This window comes from Streptomyces kryoterrae (assembly GCF_054072135.1).
The window spans coordinates 6,190,403-6,208,734 of record NZ_CM133358.1 but is presented as its reverse complement, the minus strand read 5'-3'; the positions used below and the strand labels follow the sequence as shown (position 1 = coordinate 6,208,734).

Annotated in this window: 15 protein-coding genes; 7 read left to right on the top strand and 8 right to left on the bottom strand. The window is 70.6% G+C overall.

Annotated features, from left to right (window positions below; all coding sequences use genetic code 11):
• The first annotated feature begins 162 nt into the window (after positions 1-162).
• The 5 genes from rarD to ACW4TU_RS27435 all read left to right on the top strand — a co-directional run bounded on the left by rarD (position 163) and on the right by ACW4TU_RS27435 (position 4,888).
• Positions 163-1,134 (top strand): EamA family transporter RarD, encoded by a 972-nt coding sequence (rarD, locus tag ACW4TU_RS27455; RefSeq protein WP_457417437.1) that lies wholly within the window; start codon positions 163-165, stop codon positions 1,132-1,134.
• Between the two features lie 52 nt (positions 1,135-1,186).
• Positions 1,187-1,678: a VOC family protein gene (locus tag ACW4TU_RS27450; protein ID WP_457417436.1), complete on the top strand. Its 492-nt coding sequence runs from the start codon at positions 1,187-1,189 to the stop codon at positions 1,676-1,678.
• Positions 1,679-1,886: 208 nt separating this feature from the next.
• Positions 1,887-2,849, top strand: a complete 963-nt coding sequence (locus ACW4TU_RS27445) for a M28 family metallopeptidase (protein WP_457417435.1) — start codon at positions 1,887-1,889, stop codon at positions 2,847-2,849.
• Positions 2,850-2,948: 99 nt separating this feature from the next.
• Positions 2,949-4,181 carry an amidase gene (locus ACW4TU_RS27440; RefSeq protein WP_457417434.1) on the top strand — a complete coding sequence of 411 codons (1,233 nt, stop codon included), beginning with the start codon at positions 2,949-2,951 and terminating at the stop codon, positions 4,179-4,181.
• Between the two features lie 140 nt (positions 4,182-4,321).
• Positions 4,322-4,888: a flavodoxin family protein gene (locus ACW4TU_RS27435; protein ID WP_457417433.1), complete on the top strand. Its 567-nt coding sequence runs from the start codon at positions 4,322-4,324 to the stop codon at positions 4,886-4,888.
• Here the strand turns inward: ACW4TU_RS27435 and ACW4TU_RS27430 are convergent.
• The 4 genes from ACW4TU_RS27430 to ACW4TU_RS27415 form a co-directional block, all read right to left on the bottom strand.
• On the bottom strand, positions 4,878-5,789 hold the full coding sequence (locus tag ACW4TU_RS27430; RefSeq protein ID WP_457417432.1) for an ABC transporter permease: 912 nt from the start codon (positions 5,787-5,789) through the stop codon (positions 4,878-4,880). The two genes, ACW4TU_RS27435 and ACW4TU_RS27430, sit on opposite strands and share 11 nt — an antisense overlap.
• Complete coding sequence (locus tag ACW4TU_RS27425; RefSeq protein ID WP_457417431.1) at positions 5,776-6,768, bottom strand: ABC transporter ATP-binding protein; 993 nt, start codon at positions 6,766-6,768, stop codon at positions 5,776-5,778. The genes ACW4TU_RS27430 and ACW4TU_RS27425 overlap by 14 nt, the downstream gene beginning before the upstream one ends.
• A 60-nt stretch (positions 6,769-6,828) precedes the next feature.
• A complete protein-coding gene (locus ACW4TU_RS27420; RefSeq protein WP_457417430.1) occupies positions 6,829-8,136 on the bottom strand; it encodes a LolA family protein in 1,308 nt (435 codons plus the stop codon).
• Positions 8,137-8,473: 337 nt separating this feature from the next.
• Positions 8,474-9,484 (bottom strand): polyprenyl synthetase family protein, encoded by a 1,011-nt coding sequence (locus ACW4TU_RS27415; protein ID WP_457417429.1) that lies wholly within the window; start codon positions 9,482-9,484, stop codon positions 8,474-8,476.
• A gap of 795 nt (positions 9,485-10,279) precedes the next feature.
• Here ACW4TU_RS27415 and ACW4TU_RS27410 point away from each other — a divergent pair.
• Positions 10,280-10,771, top strand: a complete 492-nt coding sequence (locus tag ACW4TU_RS27410) for a transglycosylase SLT domain-containing protein (protein WP_457417428.1) — start codon at positions 10,280-10,282, stop codon at positions 10,769-10,771.
• Between the two features lie 76 nt (positions 10,772-10,847).
• Here the strand turns inward: ACW4TU_RS27410 and ACW4TU_RS27405 are convergent, their stop codons facing one another.
• The 3 genes from ACW4TU_RS27405 to ACW4TU_RS27395 form a co-directional block, all read right to left on the bottom strand.
• Positions 10,848-11,669 carry an HAD family hydrolase gene (locus ACW4TU_RS27405; RefSeq protein ID WP_457417427.1) on the bottom strand — a complete coding sequence of 274 codons (822 nt, stop codon included), beginning with the start codon at positions 11,667-11,669 and terminating at the stop codon, positions 10,848-10,850.
• 244 nt (positions 11,670-11,913) lie between these two features.
• Positions 11,914-13,281 carry an FAD-dependent oxidoreductase gene (locus ACW4TU_RS27400; protein ID WP_457417426.1) on the bottom strand — a complete coding sequence of 456 codons (1,368 nt, stop codon included), beginning with the start codon at positions 13,279-13,281 and terminating at the stop codon, positions 11,914-11,916.
• 59 nt (positions 13,282-13,340) lie between these two features.
• Entirely contained in the window at positions 13,341-14,573 is a 1,233-nt protein-coding gene (locus ACW4TU_RS27395; RefSeq protein ID WP_457417425.1) for a carboxylate--amine ligase, read from the bottom strand.
• Positions 14,574-14,795: 222 nt separating this feature from the next.
• Between ACW4TU_RS27395 and fahA the strand changes: the two genes are divergently transcribed.
• Entirely contained in the window at positions 14,796-16,010 is a 1,215-nt protein-coding gene (fahA, locus tag ACW4TU_RS27390; RefSeq protein WP_457417424.1) for a fumarylacetoacetase, read from the top strand.
• Positions 16,011-16,135: 125 nt separating this feature from the next.
• Here the strand turns inward: fahA and recQ are convergent, their stop codons facing one another.
• Positions 16,136-18,184 (bottom strand): DNA helicase RecQ, encoded by a 2,049-nt coding sequence (gene recQ / locus ACW4TU_RS27385; protein WP_457430331.1) that lies wholly within the window; start codon positions 18,182-18,184, stop codon positions 16,136-16,138.
• Between the last annotated feature and the right edge of the window lie 148 nt (positions 18,185-18,332).

Genomic DNA, 18,332 nt, shown 5'->3' with positions numbered 1-18,332 from the left:
ATACCCCTCAGGGGCGCGCACTCCCCCGTCACGCCCCTGAGGACGCCCGCCCCCGGCTGTCATGACCGTATGCCGATACGAACATGACAGCCGGGGGCGCTCGGCGTTACCGTCGTGAACGCACGTCCATATGGTCATGTGCTGGTACGAGGGGAGACGCCGGTGGCCGGCAAGCCGACGAGCGAGCAGCGCACAGGCCTGCTGAACGGCTTCGCGGCGTACGGGATGTGGGGCCTCGTCCCGCTCTTCTGGCCGCTGCTGAAGCCGTCCGGGGCGGTCGAGATCCTGGCCCACCGGATGGTGTGGTCCCTCGCCGTCGTCGGCATCGCCCTGCTGGCGCTGCGCCGCTGGGCCTGGGTGGGCGAGTTGCTGCGGCAACCGCGCCGGCTGGCGCTGATCACGGTCGCCGCGGCGTTCATCACGGTCAACTGGGGCGTCTACATCTGGGCCGTGAACACCGGGCACGTGGTCGAGGCCTCGCTCGGCTACTTCATCAACCCGCTCGTCACCATCGCCATGGGCGTGCTCCTGCTGAAGGAACGGCTGCGGCCGGTGCAGTGGACGGCGGTCGGAGTCTGCCTGGCCGCCGTACTCGTCCTGACGATCGGGTACGGCCGGCCGCCCTGGATCTCCCTCTGTCTGGCCTTCTCCTTCGCCACGTACGGCCTGGTGAAGAAGAAGGTCAACCTGGGCGGGGTGGAGTCACTGGCCGCCGAGACCGCGGTCCTGTTCCTGCCCGCGCTGGCGTATCTGCTGTGGCTGGGCGGCCGGGGCGAGGCGACCTTCGGCGCGCACGGCGCCGGGCACGCGGCCCTGCTCGCGGCGACCGGCGCCGTGACCGCGCTCCCGCTGGTCTGCTTCGGCGCGGCGGCGATACGGGTGCCGTTGTCGACGCTGGGCCTGCTCCAGTACCTGGCCCCCGTCTTCCAGTTCCTCCTGGGCATCTTCTACTTCCACGAGGCCATGCCGCCGGAGCGCTGGGCCGGGTTCGCGCTGGTCTGGCTGGCCCTGGTCCTGCTGACGTGGGACGCGCTGCGGGCGGCCCGGCGGGGAGCGCGGGCGCTGAGGACAACGGTGGCCGACCCGGTCCTCGTTACGCCGACGGTGGATGCCGTGCAGGACGTACGTCACTGACAGCCGGCGTGCAGCGGGGCAGTGTCAGTGCGACGCGTTATAAGTGGTCCTCATGACACAGACCCCCGCCCAAGACACTCCGGCTCCCGCCCCCACCCCCGTGCACTGGAAGCTGGTCGTCGACTGCGCGGACCCGCACGCGCAGGCCGGCTTCTGGGCCGCCGCGCTCGCGTACACGGTCGAGGACCACAGCGCGCTGGTCGAACGCCTGCTGGGCCTCGGTGCCGTACCGGCCGAGCTGACCGTCGAGGCGCTCGGGCGCCGCGCCTGGCGGGACCTGGCCGCCGTACGGCATCCCGGTGACCCGTACCAGGAGGAGAGCGGGACCGGGCTCGGGCGGCGGCTGCTCTTCCAGCGCGTACCGGAGCCGAAGACGGGCAAGAACCGGCTCCACCTCGATCTGCACCCGGGCCCGGACCGGCGGGCGGCCGAGGTCGAGCGGCTGACGGGGCTGGGGGCGAGCGTGCTGCGGGAGGTACGGGAGGCGGGCGGTGAGTGGGTGGTGATGACCGATCCGGAGGGGAACGAATATTGCGTGCACTAGTCACCAATCACCAGCCATCAGTCACCGGCCACTGGTCACCAGCCATCAGTCATCAGTCATCAGTCACTGGTCATGTCCATGTTCATCCGGTATGCGAACTCCTTGTCCATATAGCGCTCTTGACGAACCGTTAGCCAGAGCTTCACCATCCAGGCACCTATCCACTGTGGAATCCCTGTGATTCCCAAAGGAATTCGGAGCCCCCCACATGAAGCTCTCGGTTCCCGGACGCGCCGCGGCCACCGCTGTGGCCGTCACCGTGCTCGCCTCCACCGCGCTCCTCACCACGGGCACGGCGGCCGGCGCGACCTCCGCGTCGTCCGTCAAGCTCGCCGCCGCACCCGACCTGCCCCTGGCCAACGTCAAGGCGCATCTGACCCAGTTGCAGTCCATAGCCACCGCCAACGGCGGCAACCGGGCGCACGGCAGAACCGGCTACCGTGCCTCGCTCGACTACGTGAAGGCCAAGCTGGACGCGGCCGGGTTCACCACGACCATCCAGCAGTTCACCGCGTCCAGCCGCACCGGCTACAACCTGATAGCCGACTGGCCAGGCGGCGACACCAACCAGGTGATCATGGCGGGCTCACACCTCGACAGCGTGACCGCCGGCGCCGGCATCAACGACAACGGCAGTGGCTCGGCCGCCGTCCTGGAGATCGCGCTCGCCGTCTCCCGCGCCCAGTACCAGCCCACCAAGCACCTGAGATTCGGCTGGTGGGGAGCGGAGGAACTGGGCATGGTCGGGTCGAAGTACTACGTCAACAACCTCTCCACCGCGAACCGTTCGCGCATCAAGGGCTATCTGAACTTCGACATGATCGGCTCGCCGAACCCGGGCTACTTCGTCTACGACGACGACCCGACCATCGAGCAGACCTTCAAGGACTACTACGCGGGCATCGGCGTACCGACCGAGATCGAGACCGAGGGCGACGGCCGCTCCGACCACGCGCCCTTCAAGAACGTGGGCGTCCCCGTCGGCGGTCTGTTCAGCGGCGCCGACTACATCAAGACGGCGGCGCAGGCGACCAAGTGGGGCGGTACGTCGGGCCAGGCGTTCGACCGCTGCTACCACTCGTCCTGCGACACCTCGGCCAACATCAACGACACCGCCCTCGACCGCAACAGTGACGCGGCCGCGTACGCCGTGTGGAAGCTGTCGGAGTAACCGCGCGCACACCTGACACCAGGGGCGGTCAACCGGTCTGCATGCGGGCCGAGTTGGCCGTCCCCGCCAGCTGCCGCGGTGGGCACGGGAGAATGCGGCATGACGGATCTCCTGGTTTCGGAAATCGCCGCCGCCGTTCGGGCGCGGGAAGTGACCGCCGTCGACGTGGTCACGGCCGCGCTCGCGCGGATCGCCGCCGTGGAGCCGGAGTTGTGCGCGTTCGCGGAGGTGTGGGGCGAGACGGCGGTACGGCGGGCGCGCGAGGTCGACGTACGGGTCGCCGCGGGTGAGCGGTTGCCGCTGGCGGGCGTTCCGGTCGCGGTGAAGGGGCGGTCAGGGGGTCGGGCGGCGGACGCGGTACGGCTGACCGCCGCCGGGTGTGTGCCGCTGGGCGCCACGTCCGTACCCGCGCCGGGGGCCGGAACCCCCTGGCAGACATGGGGACTTGGGGCCGGTGGACGGACGGTCAACCCGTGGCGGGCGGACCGGGTGCCGGGCGGTTCGTCGGCCGGGGCCGCAGCGGCGGTGGCGGCGGGCCTGGTGCCGCTCGCGACCGGCGCGGACGGGGCCGGGTCCATCCGTATCCCGGCCGCCTGGTGCGGGGTGTTCGGCCTCAAGTCGACGAACGGGCGCCTGCCGCATCCCGACCGGACGGGGCTGAGCGCGGCCGGTGCCGTCGCCCGGCGGGCCGCTGACCTGCGGGCGTACTGGCGGTGCGTGGCCGGAACCGACGGGCGCGCGGTGGGCGTGGCGGGCGGCATGACCGACGTCGGCGACCAGGGGTTCGCGCGGCGCCCCCTCACCGCCGTCTGGTCCGATTCCCTCGGTTTCGCCCGCGCCGATCCCGGGCCCGCCCTCGTCGCGCACCGCGCCGCGCTGCGGCTCGACGGTGCCGGGGTCGTACGGCTGCTGCCGCCCGGTGATGCCCCCGTGCACCTCGACGACCCGGGGCCGGCCTGGCTGGCGCTGCGGGCGCCGGACGCGGATCCGGGTGACCGCACAACCGGCGACACGACGGCGGCGTACCGGCCGCGCGCGGTCAACGACCGGCGGCTGGCGGAGTTGTTCAGCCGGGCCGACCTGCTGCTGACCCCCACCACGCCGAACCCGCCGCACGGCCACGAGGGCCCCGGGGACCGGCACTCGACCGCGCTCACCTGGGCGTTCAACCTCAGCGGGCACCCGGCGGCGAGCATCCCCGCGGGGTTCGGCCCGGACGGCTGCCCGGTCGGGCTCCAGGTGGTGACCCGGCACGGCGAGGAGGAGGTGCTGCTCCGGGTCATGGCGGAGGCGGAGGAACGGGCGGGGCTGTGGGCCCCCCGGGCCCGGTAGGGGGCAGCGGGGCTGGTAGCGGGCAGTGGGGCTGGGCAAATATTATTGCATGCGCATATACTGCGTACGCATGCAATCATTGTGCGCGTTCGTTCCCTGCGCGCGCACCCGCCGTACGCCGACCGCACAGGGGGCCGATCATGAGCCGCAGTTTCCTCTTCCTGCTGGGCAGCAGCCGCAGCGACGGCAACACCGAGGCGCTCGCCCGCAGGGCCGCCGAACAACTGCCCGCCGATGTCGAGCAGCGCTGGCTGAGTCTCGCCGAGCACCCGCTGCCCGACTTCGAGGACCTGCGCCACGACGCGGACCACGTCCGGCCCACCGGGGGCAACGCGGCTCTCCTCCTCGACGCCACGCTCGCGGCCACTGACATCGTGATCGCCTCGCCGCTGTACTGGTACTCGGTGTCCGCCTCCGTGAAGCGCTACCTCGACCACTGGTCGGGCTGGCTGCGCACACCCGGCCTGGACTTCAAGGCCACCCTCGCCGGGCGCACCCTGTGGGGTGTCACCGTCCTCGCGGCCCCGGAGCAGACGTTCGCCGACCCGCTGGTCGGCGCACTCAGCAACTCGGCCGCCTACATGGAGATGCGGTTCGGCGGGGTGCTGCTCGGCAACGGGAGCAAGCCCGGTGACGTACTGAACGACACCGACGCGCTCACCCGCGCGAAGACCTTCTTCGACGCGGGTCCCGGACTCAGGCCGTGATGTCCTTCGTCGTGAAGCGCGCCCAGGCCGCCGAGCCGAACACCACCGCGTACAGGGCCTGGATGCCGAGGTTCTTCACCAGGTCGTCCCAGTAGACCGGTTCGCGCATCAGGTCGGCGAAGGACAGCCAGTAGTGGGAGAAGAAGTACGGCTGGAGCGCGTGCAGTTGGGGGATCTGGTCGAGGATCTGGACGGTGATGAGCAGCCCGACCGTCGTGGCCATCGCCGCGATGCCGCTGCTCGTCAGGGTGGAGATGAACAGGCCGAGCGCCGCCACGCCGATCAGTGACGCGGCGACGACCAGCGCGATCAACAGCGCCCGGCCGAGGCCCTCCGTGAAGCTGATGCTCGTACCGGAGATCGTCATCAGGTCGCCGAGCGGGAAGAGGAACGCGCCGACCGTGAGCGCCGATATCGCCACCACCAGCGTCGCCACCAGGCAGAACGTCAGCGTGGTCGCGTACTTGGTGAGGAGCAGGCGGGTGCGGCCGGCCGGGGCGACGAGCAGATAGCGGAGCGTGCCCGCGCTCGACTCGCCGGCGATCGCGTCGCCCGCGATGACGCCGATGGCCATCGGGAGGAAGAAGGGGAGGGTCGCGGCCAGTGCCGTGAACACCAGGAAGAGACCGTTGTTGCTGATCTGCGAGATGAACGCCGGTCCTCCGCCGCCGCCCCCGGGACCTCCCCCGGCAGCCGACGAACCGTCGCTCGTCTCGATCTTCACGGCGATACCGACGACGATCGGAACGGCGGCGAGCACGGCGAGCAGCGCGAGGGTCCGCCAGCGCCGGAAGGTGATGACGAGCTCGCTGCGGAAAAGGCTCAGGCTCCAGAGGGGGTTGGGCCTGGATGGCGCCTTCCGCATCTGGGGAGGCGCCGATTCGGTCTCAGCCTGCGACATCGAAGCCCTCCCCCGTCAGCGCCACGAACGCGTCCTCCAGGGACGCCCGTTCGACGCCGAAGCCCCGGACACGGACGCCCGCGCCGACCAACGCGGCGTTCAGATCGGCCAGTTCACGGTCGCCGTCCGGTACCTCGCCGGTCACCCGGTCCCGGTCCTCGGTCACGACCACGTCGCCGACGCCCTGTTCCTTGAGCACGCGGGCCGCGTCCGCCGCGTCGGGCGTCGTCACGACCAGCCGGCCGCGGGCCCCGGCGGCCAACTCGGCGACCGGGCCCTGGGTGATCAGCCTTCCCTGCGCCATCACGGCGGCGTGCGTACAGACCTGCTCGATCTCGTCGAGGAGGTGGGAGGAGAGGAAGACGGTGGTGCCGTCCAATGCCAACTCCCTTACCAGGGAACGGATTTCGCGCATCCCCTGTGGATCGAGCCCGTTGGTCGGCTCGTCCAGGACGAGCAGCCGGCGTGGCTGGAGCAGCGCCGCCGCGAGGCCGAGCCGCTGTTTCATCCCCAGCGAGTACGCCTTCGCCTTCTTGCCGGCGGCGGCCGTCAGGCCCACCCGGTCCAGCGCCGTCGCGACGCGTGTACGCCGGGTGCGTGGATCGGCGGTCGGGTCGGCGGCGTCGTACCGTGCGAGGTTGTCACGGCCCGAGAGGAAGCCGTACAGCGCGGGGCCCTCGATGAGCGCGCCGACGTGGGGCAGGACGGCGCGGGTGGCGCGGGGCATCGGTCGCCCCAGCACCCGCGCCGTGCCCGACGTCGGCTCGATCAGGCCCATCAGCATGCGGATGGTCGTCGTCTTGCCGGAGCCGTTGGGCCCGAGGAAACCGAAGACGCTGCCCGCCGGGACGGTGAGGTCGAGAGCGTCGACGGCGAGTTGTCCGCCGCGGTAGCGCTTGGTGAGGGCGCGGGTGACGATGACCGCGTCGTCGTCATCCCGGTTCACCTGCAGCGGCTCCGTGGCGGACGGTTCCTCCATGGGCTCCCTCAATCGTCGTACCCGTACGGGGTTTCCCGTACGACGGTTCCCGTACGGGAGTTACCGGGCTGCGTTGGCCGCCTTGACCAGGGCGTCCTTGGTGACGGCGCCGACGTAGAGCTTGCCGTCGTCCGTCATCAGGGCGTTGATCAGACGGGTCTTGAAGACCGTGCCGGAGCCGAAGTCACCGGAGACCTTGTCGCCGAAGGAGTCCAGGAACCCGCCGAACGCACCGGCGTCGGACGGGCTGTCGGACGACGGGACACCGCCCTCGGTCCCCGAGTCGAACGTGGCGATGGAGTTCCAGCCCTCGCCGATGACCTTGACGCCGTCGTCGGCGCTGTCGCCTTCGGCGCCGTTCGCCCACCCGTGACCCTCGGGTCCCTTGAGGTCGCCCTCGAACTCCTTGCCGAAGTCCTCGCCCGGCACCTTGCCGGGCTCCTCCCCGGCCTGGCCCGCGCCCTCCTCGGTGACCTTCGTGCCCTTGGGCGGGGTGAAGTCGAAGGTCGAGGCGGCGGGCTTGCCGAAGTCGACGTCGACGAAGCCGGCGTCCACGACAGCGGCACCGCCGCTCGCCGGGGTGAGTGTGAACTTCAGCGGCGTCCCGGTCTTCGAGTCGACCGCGATACTGATCGCCCCGACCGTGGATCCGGCCGCCTTCGGCTTGATGACCAGCTTGTACGCGTCCCGGCCGGCGACCTGGGCGGTGCCGTCGACGGTCACGGAGGTCGTGTCGTCGACAGCCTTCAGGGCTTCCTCGGCCAGCTGGCCGGGCGTGGCGGCCGTGTCGTCGCCGGGCAGGATCCGGTCCTCGCCCTTGTCCTTGCCGCTCTCGGACGCGGGGGCCGTCGCGTGGTACGCCTCGTTCGAAGCGCTGTCGTACGCCCACACCTCGTCGCCGTTGTGGATCACGCTGTACTCGGCGGCCTTCTCCAGCAACGACAGCTTCTGCTTGTCGGGGCCGTCGGCGGCGACCCGCACCGTGTGCGTGCCGGTGGCCAGCTCCAGGAGCTTGGCGCTCGGATCGGCGGCCGACCCCGAGCCGTCGGAGCCACCGCCGAGTCCGCCGGACAGGAGTCCGCTCTCCAGGCCGCCGAGGTCGGGCAGCCCCAGATCCGTACTGATCTTCACCGTGCCGGACAGTTGCTGTACGTCCGAGGCGGCGATCTTCTCGATGAGTTCCTGTGCGCTGATCTTCGGCAGATCGGGGTCTCCGGAACCGGCGAACGCCGGTACCAGCCCGATCGTCGCGGCCGTCAGACCTATCACCATGGCCGGGGCGGCGTACCGCGCGGCCTTGCGGCGCCGGGACGGTACGTCCTCGGCCTCGATCCGGTCCCCGGCCTTGGCCTCTTCGTACGGTGCCATGTGTGCCTTACCTCCGTCGTCGGCGGCGGCTGTCCGTCCCACACTTGTCCACCCTGAGCCGCCATTCTCACCCGAACCGGTGAGGAGTGGTTGTTTCCATCTCACCAAATCGGCGAGGGGGAATCGTCAGACCTTGGGCTCAACTCCGTGTACTGCTACGGGATGACACGAGGACCCGAAACCTCCCCCGACCCGTAGGGGGTCGGGTCCCTTCAGCCCGTCTGGGGGTCCCCCCTCTGGGGGAGTTTGAGGACGAGGCCCCTTCAGGGCCGAAAGCGGGGGTCCGGGGGCACAGCCCCCAGGGACGGGGCGGGTAAGGGCGGCGGGGGCGAACCCCTCACCCCGCCCGATGCACCACCGCATCGCACATCTCCCGCAACGCGGCCTTCGCATCGCACTCCGCCAACGGCACCAGCGCGGCCCGCGCCTCCTCCGCATACCGCACCGTGTCCCGCCGAGCCTGCTCCAGCGCGGGATGCGCCCTCAGCCGGGCCAACGCCTCCGCGTGCCGGGCGTCGTCGCTCAGGTCGGAGTCCAGCAGCTCGCACAACGCGACATCCTCGGCCAGCCCCAGCCGGGCCACCCGCTCCCGCAGCCGCAGCACGGGCATCGTGGGAATGCCCTCCCGCAGATCCGTCCCCGGCGTCTTCCCCGACTCGTGGGAGTCGGACGCGATGTCCAGCACATCGTCCGCGAGCTGGAAGGCGACCCCGAGCCGCTCCCCGTACTGGGTGAGCACATCCACGACACTGTCGTCGGCCCCGGACATCATCGCCCCGAACCGGCAGGCCACGGCCACCAGCGACCCGGTCTTCCCGCCCAGCACGTCCAGATAGTGCTCGACGGGATCCCGCCCGTCCGACGGCCCCGCCGTCTCCAGGATCTGCCCGGTCACCAGCCGCTCGAACGCCTCCGCCTGCACCCGGACCGCCTCGGGCCCGAGGTCGGCGAGGATGTGCGAGGCGCGCGCGAACAGAAAGTCCCCGGTGAGGACCGCGACGGAGTTCCCCCAGCGCGTGTTGGCGCTGGGCACCCCGCGCCGCACCTCGGCCTCGTCCATGACGTCGTCGTGATACAGCGTCGCGAGGTGGGTCAGCTCCACCACCACCGCGGACGGCACGATCCCCGGCGCGTGCCGGTCCCCGAACTGCGCGGCGAGCATCACGAGCAGTGGCCGGAACCGCTTCCCGCCGGCCCGTACGAGATGCTGCGCGGCCTCCGTGATGAAGGGGACCTCGCTCTTGGTGGCTTCGAGCAACCCTTCCTCGACAGCCGCCAATCCGGCCTGGACATCGGCTTCGAGAGCCTGGTCCCGCACGCTCAGCCCGAACGGCCCGACGACGGTCACGAGGGATCTCCTGTCTGCTGGTGTCTACTGGCGGTCACACGGTGTGTCTATAGATCACTGCCATCACTCAAGTCAGCGTATCCGGTCACGTTTCGATCACCGCTAGCGCCCGCCCGTCCAGGCCAGGCGGTATCGGATCACGACCGGAATGTTTTTGATCAGTCCAAAGCATGGACATTTATAAACATCCCGTACCCGGCCAGTGAGCTCGCACGCACACAGGCCGCCTCGCCCCCGCCCTTCGCCGCGACTCTCACCCGGACAACGTCAAGACAACGTCGCGCAGCACGCGAGAGGTTCCACTCCCGCAACGGACATGTTCACCCAGCGCGCACCAAACGCCCCAAAACCCCCTACTCGCCCCACCTGCACCGCCGCCATCCCCACTCCGTGATTCGGGTCACGCCCGCAAACAACCCCGACCACGCAAACTCCCCATTCACAAAAGGCAAGTTGCCCTCCACTCACTCTTTACCACTTGCCCGTTTTATCCCCAATGGGCATCCCAAATGGGCAAGTCCTGCATTTCTGCCCCTTGTTCCATCCGTGTGCTCTCGCATACGTTTCGCGCCACACCGGGCGGACCGCCGAATCCTGCCACCGCCCGCAGAGCAGACAACCCACCCACCCACACATGACTCACGCAGGCAGGAGCGGGGGACCCAGGTAAGCCGCCGGTCCGGGCATTCACGCCGGAGCGGCTAGGGGTGAAGCCGTGCGCCGACAGCGCGCCCGGCCGGGCATCTCCCGCCCGAACCCGACAGCTCACCTCGCAGGCGCCGGAGAGGACCCACCATGCCCGTACGAGGTCGGCACCCCCGCGCGAAAACCCCGCGCCGCCCGCTCGCACTCATGCGCACGCTCGCCATCACCACGACGGCCGCCGCAGCCCTGGCCATCCCCGTCCTGACCGCGACGACGGCATCGGCCGCACCGTCGGCGACGGCATCGACGACGACGTACTACGCGAACAACCTGGACGGCTGGATCCGCGAATCGCTCGACATCATGGCGCAGAACGGAATCCCCGGAACGTACGACGGCATCTACCGCAACGTCATCCGCGAGTCCTCGGGCAACCCGTACGCCATCAACAACTGGGACTCGAACGCGGCGGCCGGCACCCCCTCCAAGGGCCTCCTCCAGGTCATCGACCCGACCTTCACCGCGTACCACGTCGCCGGCACCTCGTACGACCCCTACGACCCGATCGCGAACATCACCGCGGCCTGCAACTACGCGGCGGCTCGCTACGGATCGATAGACAACGTGTACGGGGCCTACTAGGCGGGCCAGGATCGGCAGGCACCCCGGGCTGCGGTCCGGCCCCGGGTTGCCTACCGTTCTGGCCGGCCCGGGTCTCCTACCGGCCCGGCCAGGCCCCGAACAGCCGTTCCAGCACCACCGCGATCCCGTCGTCCTCGTTCGAGAGGGTGACCTCGTCCGCCACCGCCTTGAGTTCGGGATGGGCGTTGGCCATGGCGACCCCGTGGGCCGCCCAGTCGAACATCGGGATGTCGTTGGGCATGTCGCCGAAGGCGATGGTGGCGGACGCGGTCAGCCCGAGATACTCGGCGGCCAGCGCGAGCCCCGTCGCCTTGGTGATGCCGCATGGCTGGAGTTCGACGGTGCCAGGCCCCGACATGGTGACCGTCGCGAGGGAGCCGACCGCTCCACGCGCCGCCGACGCCAACTCGTCGTCGGTCAGGGACGGGTGGCGCAGCAGCACCTTGCTGATGGGCTCGGTCCACAGATCGTCCCGGTGCGGCACCCGTACGGCGGGCAGCGTCGGGTGCGGCATCAGGTACCCGGGTTCGATGAGCGTGAGCCCGTCGACACCGTCCTGGTCGACAGCGGCGTACACCTGCCCGACCTCGGCCTCGATCTTGCCGAGCGCGGTCTCGGCCAGCTCCTGGTCCAGGGTCACCGACCACAGCAGACGGTCCGCGCCGGCGTCGTACACCTGCGCCCCCTGCCCGCACACCGCGAGCCCCCCGGCGCCGAGGTCATCGAGCAGCGGCCGGACTCTCGGAGCCGGCCGTCCCGTCACGACCAGATGCCGGACGCCCGCGGCGGTGGCACGCGCCAGCGCGGCCCGCGACCGGTCGGAGAGCGTGTCGTCGGCACGCAGGAGCGTTCCGTCCAGGTCCGTGGCGATCAGTGCGTATGCGGTGGGAGCGGCCATGATCCAGAGAATACGGATCGTTCGACCCATCGGTCTCCGTCCGAACCGGACGACGTTCGGTCTCCCGACAGCAACAACCCCCGCGCCTGCGCCCGTTCCTGCCGGCGGCACCGGCACGGGACGACACGAGCAGCCCGACGACGCGGTACGGCGAGCCCCTGGTTCACAAGATCGAGCGCGGCACGCGTTGACCCGCCAGGCGGACCAGCACCCTTCCCCGCCTCTGTCCTGTCCCGCCCGCGCCCTACCCGTGTGCCGCCGCCAGATGCTTCGCCAGCCGCGGTGACGCGAACTCCGTACCGCACACGAACCGCATCACCGGCCCGTACGAAGCGGCCGCCGGCAACCCCGTGAAGTACAACCCGGGTACGGAGGACACATACCCGGAACCGAGCCTCGGCGTCCCCCGGCTCACCGCCAGTTCCGTACGCAGCTCATGCCCGAGGAAGTCCATCGCGGCGATGTCGACCCGGTAGCCGGTCGCGGCTATGACATGGTCGGCCGACAACTCCCGCGTACGGCCGCCGAGTTCCCGCACGGTCAACACCGGCCGCCCGCCGACGAAGCCCACCCCGCTCCCCGAACCGTGCGCCGCCGTCGAGCCGTTGGAGCCCTTCGCCCCCAGCATCCCCTGCGCCTCGGCCGCCTTCGGAGCCGCCATGCCCCCGGTAACGCCCGCAGCCCCCGTAGCCCTCGCCCGGACGATCCGCTCGACCTCACTCAGCTGCACCTTCCCCTCGAACCGGTCGCGCAGCCACCACGCCCCGAGCGGTCCGAGGACCCGGCGGACCAGGTGGTGGCGGGCCTGGGCCGGCAGGTAGCGGTAGGGGTGCGGGTAGTAGGTGAGGGCCCAGAGCGACCACGCGTTGCCGAACGGCGACTCGGGCCGCAGCCTGGGCTGCTGCCACGGGGGCGCACCGAAGGCGACGCGACCGCTCCCCCGCGACATCACCCTTACCCGTGCCCCCGCCTCCGCCGCCAGCGCCGCCGTCTCCAGCGCGGACTGGCCGGCACCTACGACGATCAGCTCTCTGCCCGCGAACCGGCTCAGGTCGTGGTGCTGAGAGCTGTGGGACACCGGTCCCGTCGGCGAGGGCCCGTCCGGTACGGCGTCGGCCAGCTCCGGGGGCAGATGCGCGAGCCCGGACAGCCCCGTCGCCACCACGACCGCCCGCGCGGTGAACAACTCACCCGATTCCAGCTTGAGTTCGAAGCCACCACCGCTGCCGCGTCCACTCGCGCCATGGCTGCCGGTGCCCCTGTGCCGCCGGTCCACGGAGACCACCCGCACCTGCTCCAGCTCGGGCACCAGCCGCTGCTGGAACCACTCGCCGTACGCGATGAAGGTCTCCACCGGGATGATGTCCTCGTCCGTGACCAGCCGGGGCGCCCCCACCGTGTCGCAGTAGTCCGCCAGGGTGTGGCCCGGCTGCGGGGCATCGATGCTGGAGGCCGCCGGCGTCGACTTCAGGAGCATCCCGGCGGGCATGTGGTCCCGCCAGCTCACCATAGGCTCGCCGAACACCCGCACCGGAATTCCCCGGGCCCGCAGATGCGCGGCGGTGGACAGACCGAACGGTCCCGCGCCGATAACCGCTACCGGATGATTCACGAAGTCCCTCCCCAGGACGCTGCTTCGCCACTTCGTGCCGCTCTGTTGTTTCCCTGTCGTCAGCCACCGCCACGACGGCTGGTCCGCCACAGCTGATACAGATGCTTCGCGCCCGGCCGCACCAAGCGGGCGAGCATCGTGAGGAACGGCAGCGGGTCGTCACCCGCGAGCCAGGCCAGTTCCGTCCCGCTCGCCCGGGCCGGCGCGTGCGGCGTCGTACAGCCACTGCGCCGATAGGCGAGGAGGGCGGGCAGGTCGATGTTCTCCACGATGTACCGGTGCCCGGCGCGCTGTTCCCCCTCCGGAACGGTGCGCCCGGTCAGATCGAGATGCATGGCCCGGACGACGTCCACCCCCGACTCGCTCTCGAAGAGCCGGAACTGGGCGCCCATCCGTGGGTTGAAATCGAGGAGCTTGTACTGGCCGTCGCGCCGGTCGAAGCGCAGGTCGAGGTCGATGATTCCGGTGAAGCCGATCTGCTTGATGAAACGCTCGGCGATGTCCGCGAGTTCCGGATTGTCGACGACGTATGCATTTGCCGTCATTCCTGCGTGCGGCGGCCAGGAACGGACCTTCACGCCCGTGAACAACGCGCGCGGGTTCGAGTCCGCGTCGAAGTAGGCGTGCACGATCCAGTCCTCGGCCTCCTCCCGGGGCAGGTACTCCTGAAGGATCACGCCGGGACGCTCACCCCAGCCGCGCGCCAGGGACAGCAGCGCGTCCCGGCTCCCGATGCGGGTAGTGCCGTTGACGGCGGGCCGGGCGCGCCGCACGAACGCCTCCCGGTTCTTGGCCACCACCGGGAACCGTGCCGTCCGCGTGAACCGCTCGATGTCGTCGTACGACTGCGGAAAGGCGGTGGCCGGGGTCGGTATCCCGTGCTCCACGCACAGCTCGTGCAGCCCCTCCTTGCTGGCGAGCCGGCGCGGCAGCCCCGCTTCCACGCGCGGGAAGAGAAACGCGTCGCCGAGTTCCTTCTGCCGCTCTGCGATCAGTACGGCCGCCTCCTCGTCCGTCGGAACGAGGACAGCGGGGCACCCGATCCGTTTCCCGATCCGCAGCAGCCCCTCGACGAGCCGCTCCGGTTCCTCGGTCCCGGTGGTCGGCCAGACGAACGCGCGCAGCAGATAGCGTGACGAGGCCGCGGGCGTGTAAGGGTCCTCGGTGATCGCGTACATCGGAACGCCCAGCCGTCCCAGGCTGCGAATCGCCCCGACGCCTCCGTGGTGCAGCGGATAGTCACCGAACTTCACGATCAGCGCCGGCACGGCATGGTCGGCCGAAAACGGCACACTGCTGTTCCTGGCCACGGGTCCCCCCACGTGTCCCCCCTACGGACCGGCCCCACCCCGTCCATGTCCCCCAAAGGACGCTAAGCCGGAATTAAGACCTCCGGACAAGGCTTATCCGGACATTACGAACTCTTTAGACACAGGGAACACTGCCCTGAGTCCGCGGCTCACCCGTAACCTGTGGCGCGACCACATGGCCACACGAGAGCGAGGCAGCACCCCATGCCCCCCTTCGATGTCCCCGAGGGCGACCCCTTCGGCCCGCACAACCTCCCCTACGGTGTGTTCTCCCCGGCCGGCTCCACGGACCGCCGGGTCGGTGTCCGTCTCGGCGACCACGTCCTGGACGCGGGGGCCGCGGCAGCCGCACTCGGCTCGCCCTACGTCTCCGTACTGGCCCGCCCGACCCTCAACCCCCTTCTCGCCGCGGGCCGCACCACCTGGTCCGACATCCGCCGCGCCCTCACGGCCTGGGTCACCGTCCCGTCCCACCAGGACACCGTCGCCCCGCTCCTGCACCCCCTCTCCTCGGTGACGCTGCACCTTCCCTTCGAGGTCGCGGACTACGTCGACTTCTACGCCTCCGAGAACCACGCCCGGAACGTCGGCCAGATCTTCCGCCCCGACGCGGCGGACTCCCTGACCCCCAACTGGAAGCATCTGCCGATCGGGTACCACGGCCGCTCGGGCACGGTCGTGGTCTCCGGCACGGAGGTCGTACGCCCGTCGGGCCAGCGCAAGGCCCCCACCGACCCGGCCCCGCTCTTCGGCCCGTCGGTCCGGCTGGACATCGAGGCGGAGGTCGGCTTCGTGGTGGGCACGCCGTCGGCCATGGGCAGCCCCGTGGCCCTGTCCTCGTTCCGGGACCACGTCTTCGGCCTCTGCCTCCTGAACGACTGGTCCGCCCGCGACATCCAGGCCTGGGAGTACGTCCCGCTGGGTCCGTTCCTCGGCAAGTCCTTCGCCACGTCCGTCTCGGCGTGGATCACACCGCTGGACGCCCTGGAGGATGCCCGCATCGCCCCGCCGGCCCGCACCCACCCCCTGCTTCCCTACCTCGACGACGCCGAGGAGGAGCCCGGCGGCTACGACCTGCGTATCTCCGTCGCCGTGAACGGCCACACCATCTCCGAGCCCCCCTTCTCCACCATGTACTGGACGGCCGCACAGCAACTCGCCCACATGACCGTCAACGGTGCCTCCCTGCGCACCGGCGACCTCTACGGCTCGGGCACGGTCAGCGGCCCCACCGAGCGAGAACGCGGCTCCCTCCTCGAACTCACCTGGAACGGCACGGCCCCCCTCGACCTCCCCACCGGCAAGCGAACCTTCCTGGAGGACGGCGACGAGGTCACCCTCACCGCCTGGGCCCCGGGTCCGAACGGCACCCGCGTAGGCCTGGGCGAGGTGACGGGCCACATCACTCCGTCGAGCTGAGCGAGGCGCCGCCGGGGATCCGCGGGGAGCAGCGGGCGGGTCAGGTGATCCGGTGCCGGGAGAGGGAAACGGGCGCGCCCTCGGTCCCGCCCCGCGCACTCCCCCGATATCCAGCCCTCCACCCTCTACATCCAGTCCTCCGGCTCGGGCTCCATGTCCATCTCGGGCCAGTCGTCCGGCTCCGTCCGATCCGGCTCCGGCCCGGATTTCGCGCCCGCGCCGTCACTGCCCGTGGAGCCGGGCACGGTCCCCGCCCCGGACACCGGCGTCCCGCCCAGCGCCGCGAGCGCCTTCAGCACGCCCTCCCCGTACGTGGCGAGCTTCTTCTCGCCCACCCCGCTGATTCCGCCCAGCTCAGCGACCGACTCGGGCCAGACGCTGACGATCTCCCTGAGCGTGGCGTCGTGGAAGATGACGTACGCCGGAACCCCCTGCTCACGGGCCTGTTCACCACGCCAGGTCCGCAGTGCCTCGAACGCCGGCTGCAGCTCGGTGGGCAACTCGGCCACCGCTGCCGCCGCCTTCGCTTTCCGCTCGCCCCGGCCGCCGCCACCGGCCGACCGCGCGGTCGCCGCCTTCTTCGGTTCCTTCCGCATCGGCACGTCCCGCTCGCGCCGTAGCACCGACCCGCTCTCCTCGGTCAGCACCAGCGTCCCGTACTCCCCCTCCACCGCAAGGAGCCCCTGCGCCAGCATCTGCCGTACGACCCCGCGCCATTCGCCCTCGGCCAGCTCCTCGCCGATGCCGAACACGGAGAGCTGGTCGTGGTCGAACTGGATCACCTTGGCGGTCCGGCGGCCCAGCAGAATGTCCACGATCTGCACCGCGCCGAACTTCTGCCGCCGCTCACGCTCCAGCCGCCACACCGTCGACAGCACCTTCTGCGCGGCGACCGTGCCGTCCCAGGTGTCCGGCGGCACCAGGCACGTGTCGCAGTTGCCGCAACCGCCCGGCTCCGGGTCCTGGCCGAAGTAGGCGAGCAGCTGACCGCGGCGGCACTGCACCGTCTCGCACAGTGCCAGCATCGCGTCCAGGTGCGCGGCGGACCGGCGCCGGTGCGCCTCGTCGCCGTCCCCGCCCTGGATCAGTTTCCGTTGCTGTATGACGTCGTTCAGTCCGTAGGCCATCCAGGCCGTGGACGGCAGTCCGTCACGGCCCGCGCGGCCCGTCTCCTGGTAGTAGCCCTCGACGGACTTGGGCAGGTCGTAGTGGGCGACGAACCGGACGTCGGGTTTGTCGATGCCCATCCCGAAGGCGATGGTCGCCACGACGACGAGACCGTCCTCCCGCAGGAAGCGCGACTGGTGTGCCGCACGGGTGCGCGCGTCCAGTCCCGCGTGGTACGGCACCGCCCGCACGCCGTTGGCGGACAGGAACTCCGCCGTGCGCTCCACGGAGTTGCGCGAGAGGCAGTAGACGATGCCGGCGTCGCCCGCGTGCTCCTCCTTCAGGAAGGACAGCAGCTGCTTCTTGGGGTCGGCCTTGGGGACGATCCGGTACTGGATGTTGGGCCGGTCGAAGCTCGCCACGAAGTGGCGGGCGTCCGGCATGCCCAGCCGCTGGGTGATCTCCTGGTGCGTCGCGTGCGTGGCCGTCGCCGTGAGCGCGATCCGCGGGACGTCCGGCCAGCGCTCGCCCAGCAGCGACAACGCCAGGTAGTCGGGCCGGAAGTCGTGCCCCCACTGCGAGACACAGTGCGCCTCGTCGATGGCGAAAACAGCGATCTTCCCGCGCGAGAGCAGGTCCAGTGACGACTCCAGCCGCAGCCGCTCCGGAGCCAGGTAGAGGAGGTCGAGCTCACCGGCCAGGAACTCGGCCTCCACCACCCGCCGCTCCTCGAAGTCCTGCGTGGAGTTCATGAACCCGGCCCGCACACCGAGCGCCCGCAGTGCGTCCACCTGGTCCTGCATCAGCGCGATGAGCGGCGAGACGACGATCCCCGTACCCGGTCTGACCAGGGACGGAATCTGGTAGCAGAGCGACTTGCCGCCACCGGTCGGCATGAGGACGACGGCGTCACCGCCCGCCACCACATGCTCGATGACGGCTGCCTGCTCGCCGCGGAAGGAGTCGTACCCGAAGACCCGGTGCAGTGTGGCCAGCGCCTCGCCGCCCTCCGCCCCGACCGCTCCCGGACCCTCGCCGGCTTCCGTCATCACACCCGACCCGCCCATCACGCTCATCGCGCTCATCGTCGTGTCCCCCGTACGTCGCGCCTCGACCACTGCGTCCACCATAGGGGCCCGCACCGACAGCCCCGGAGTTATCCACAGGCTGCCCCGCCACACCTCTGTCCCGTGGCACCGGGTTTCTCTCCGGCCC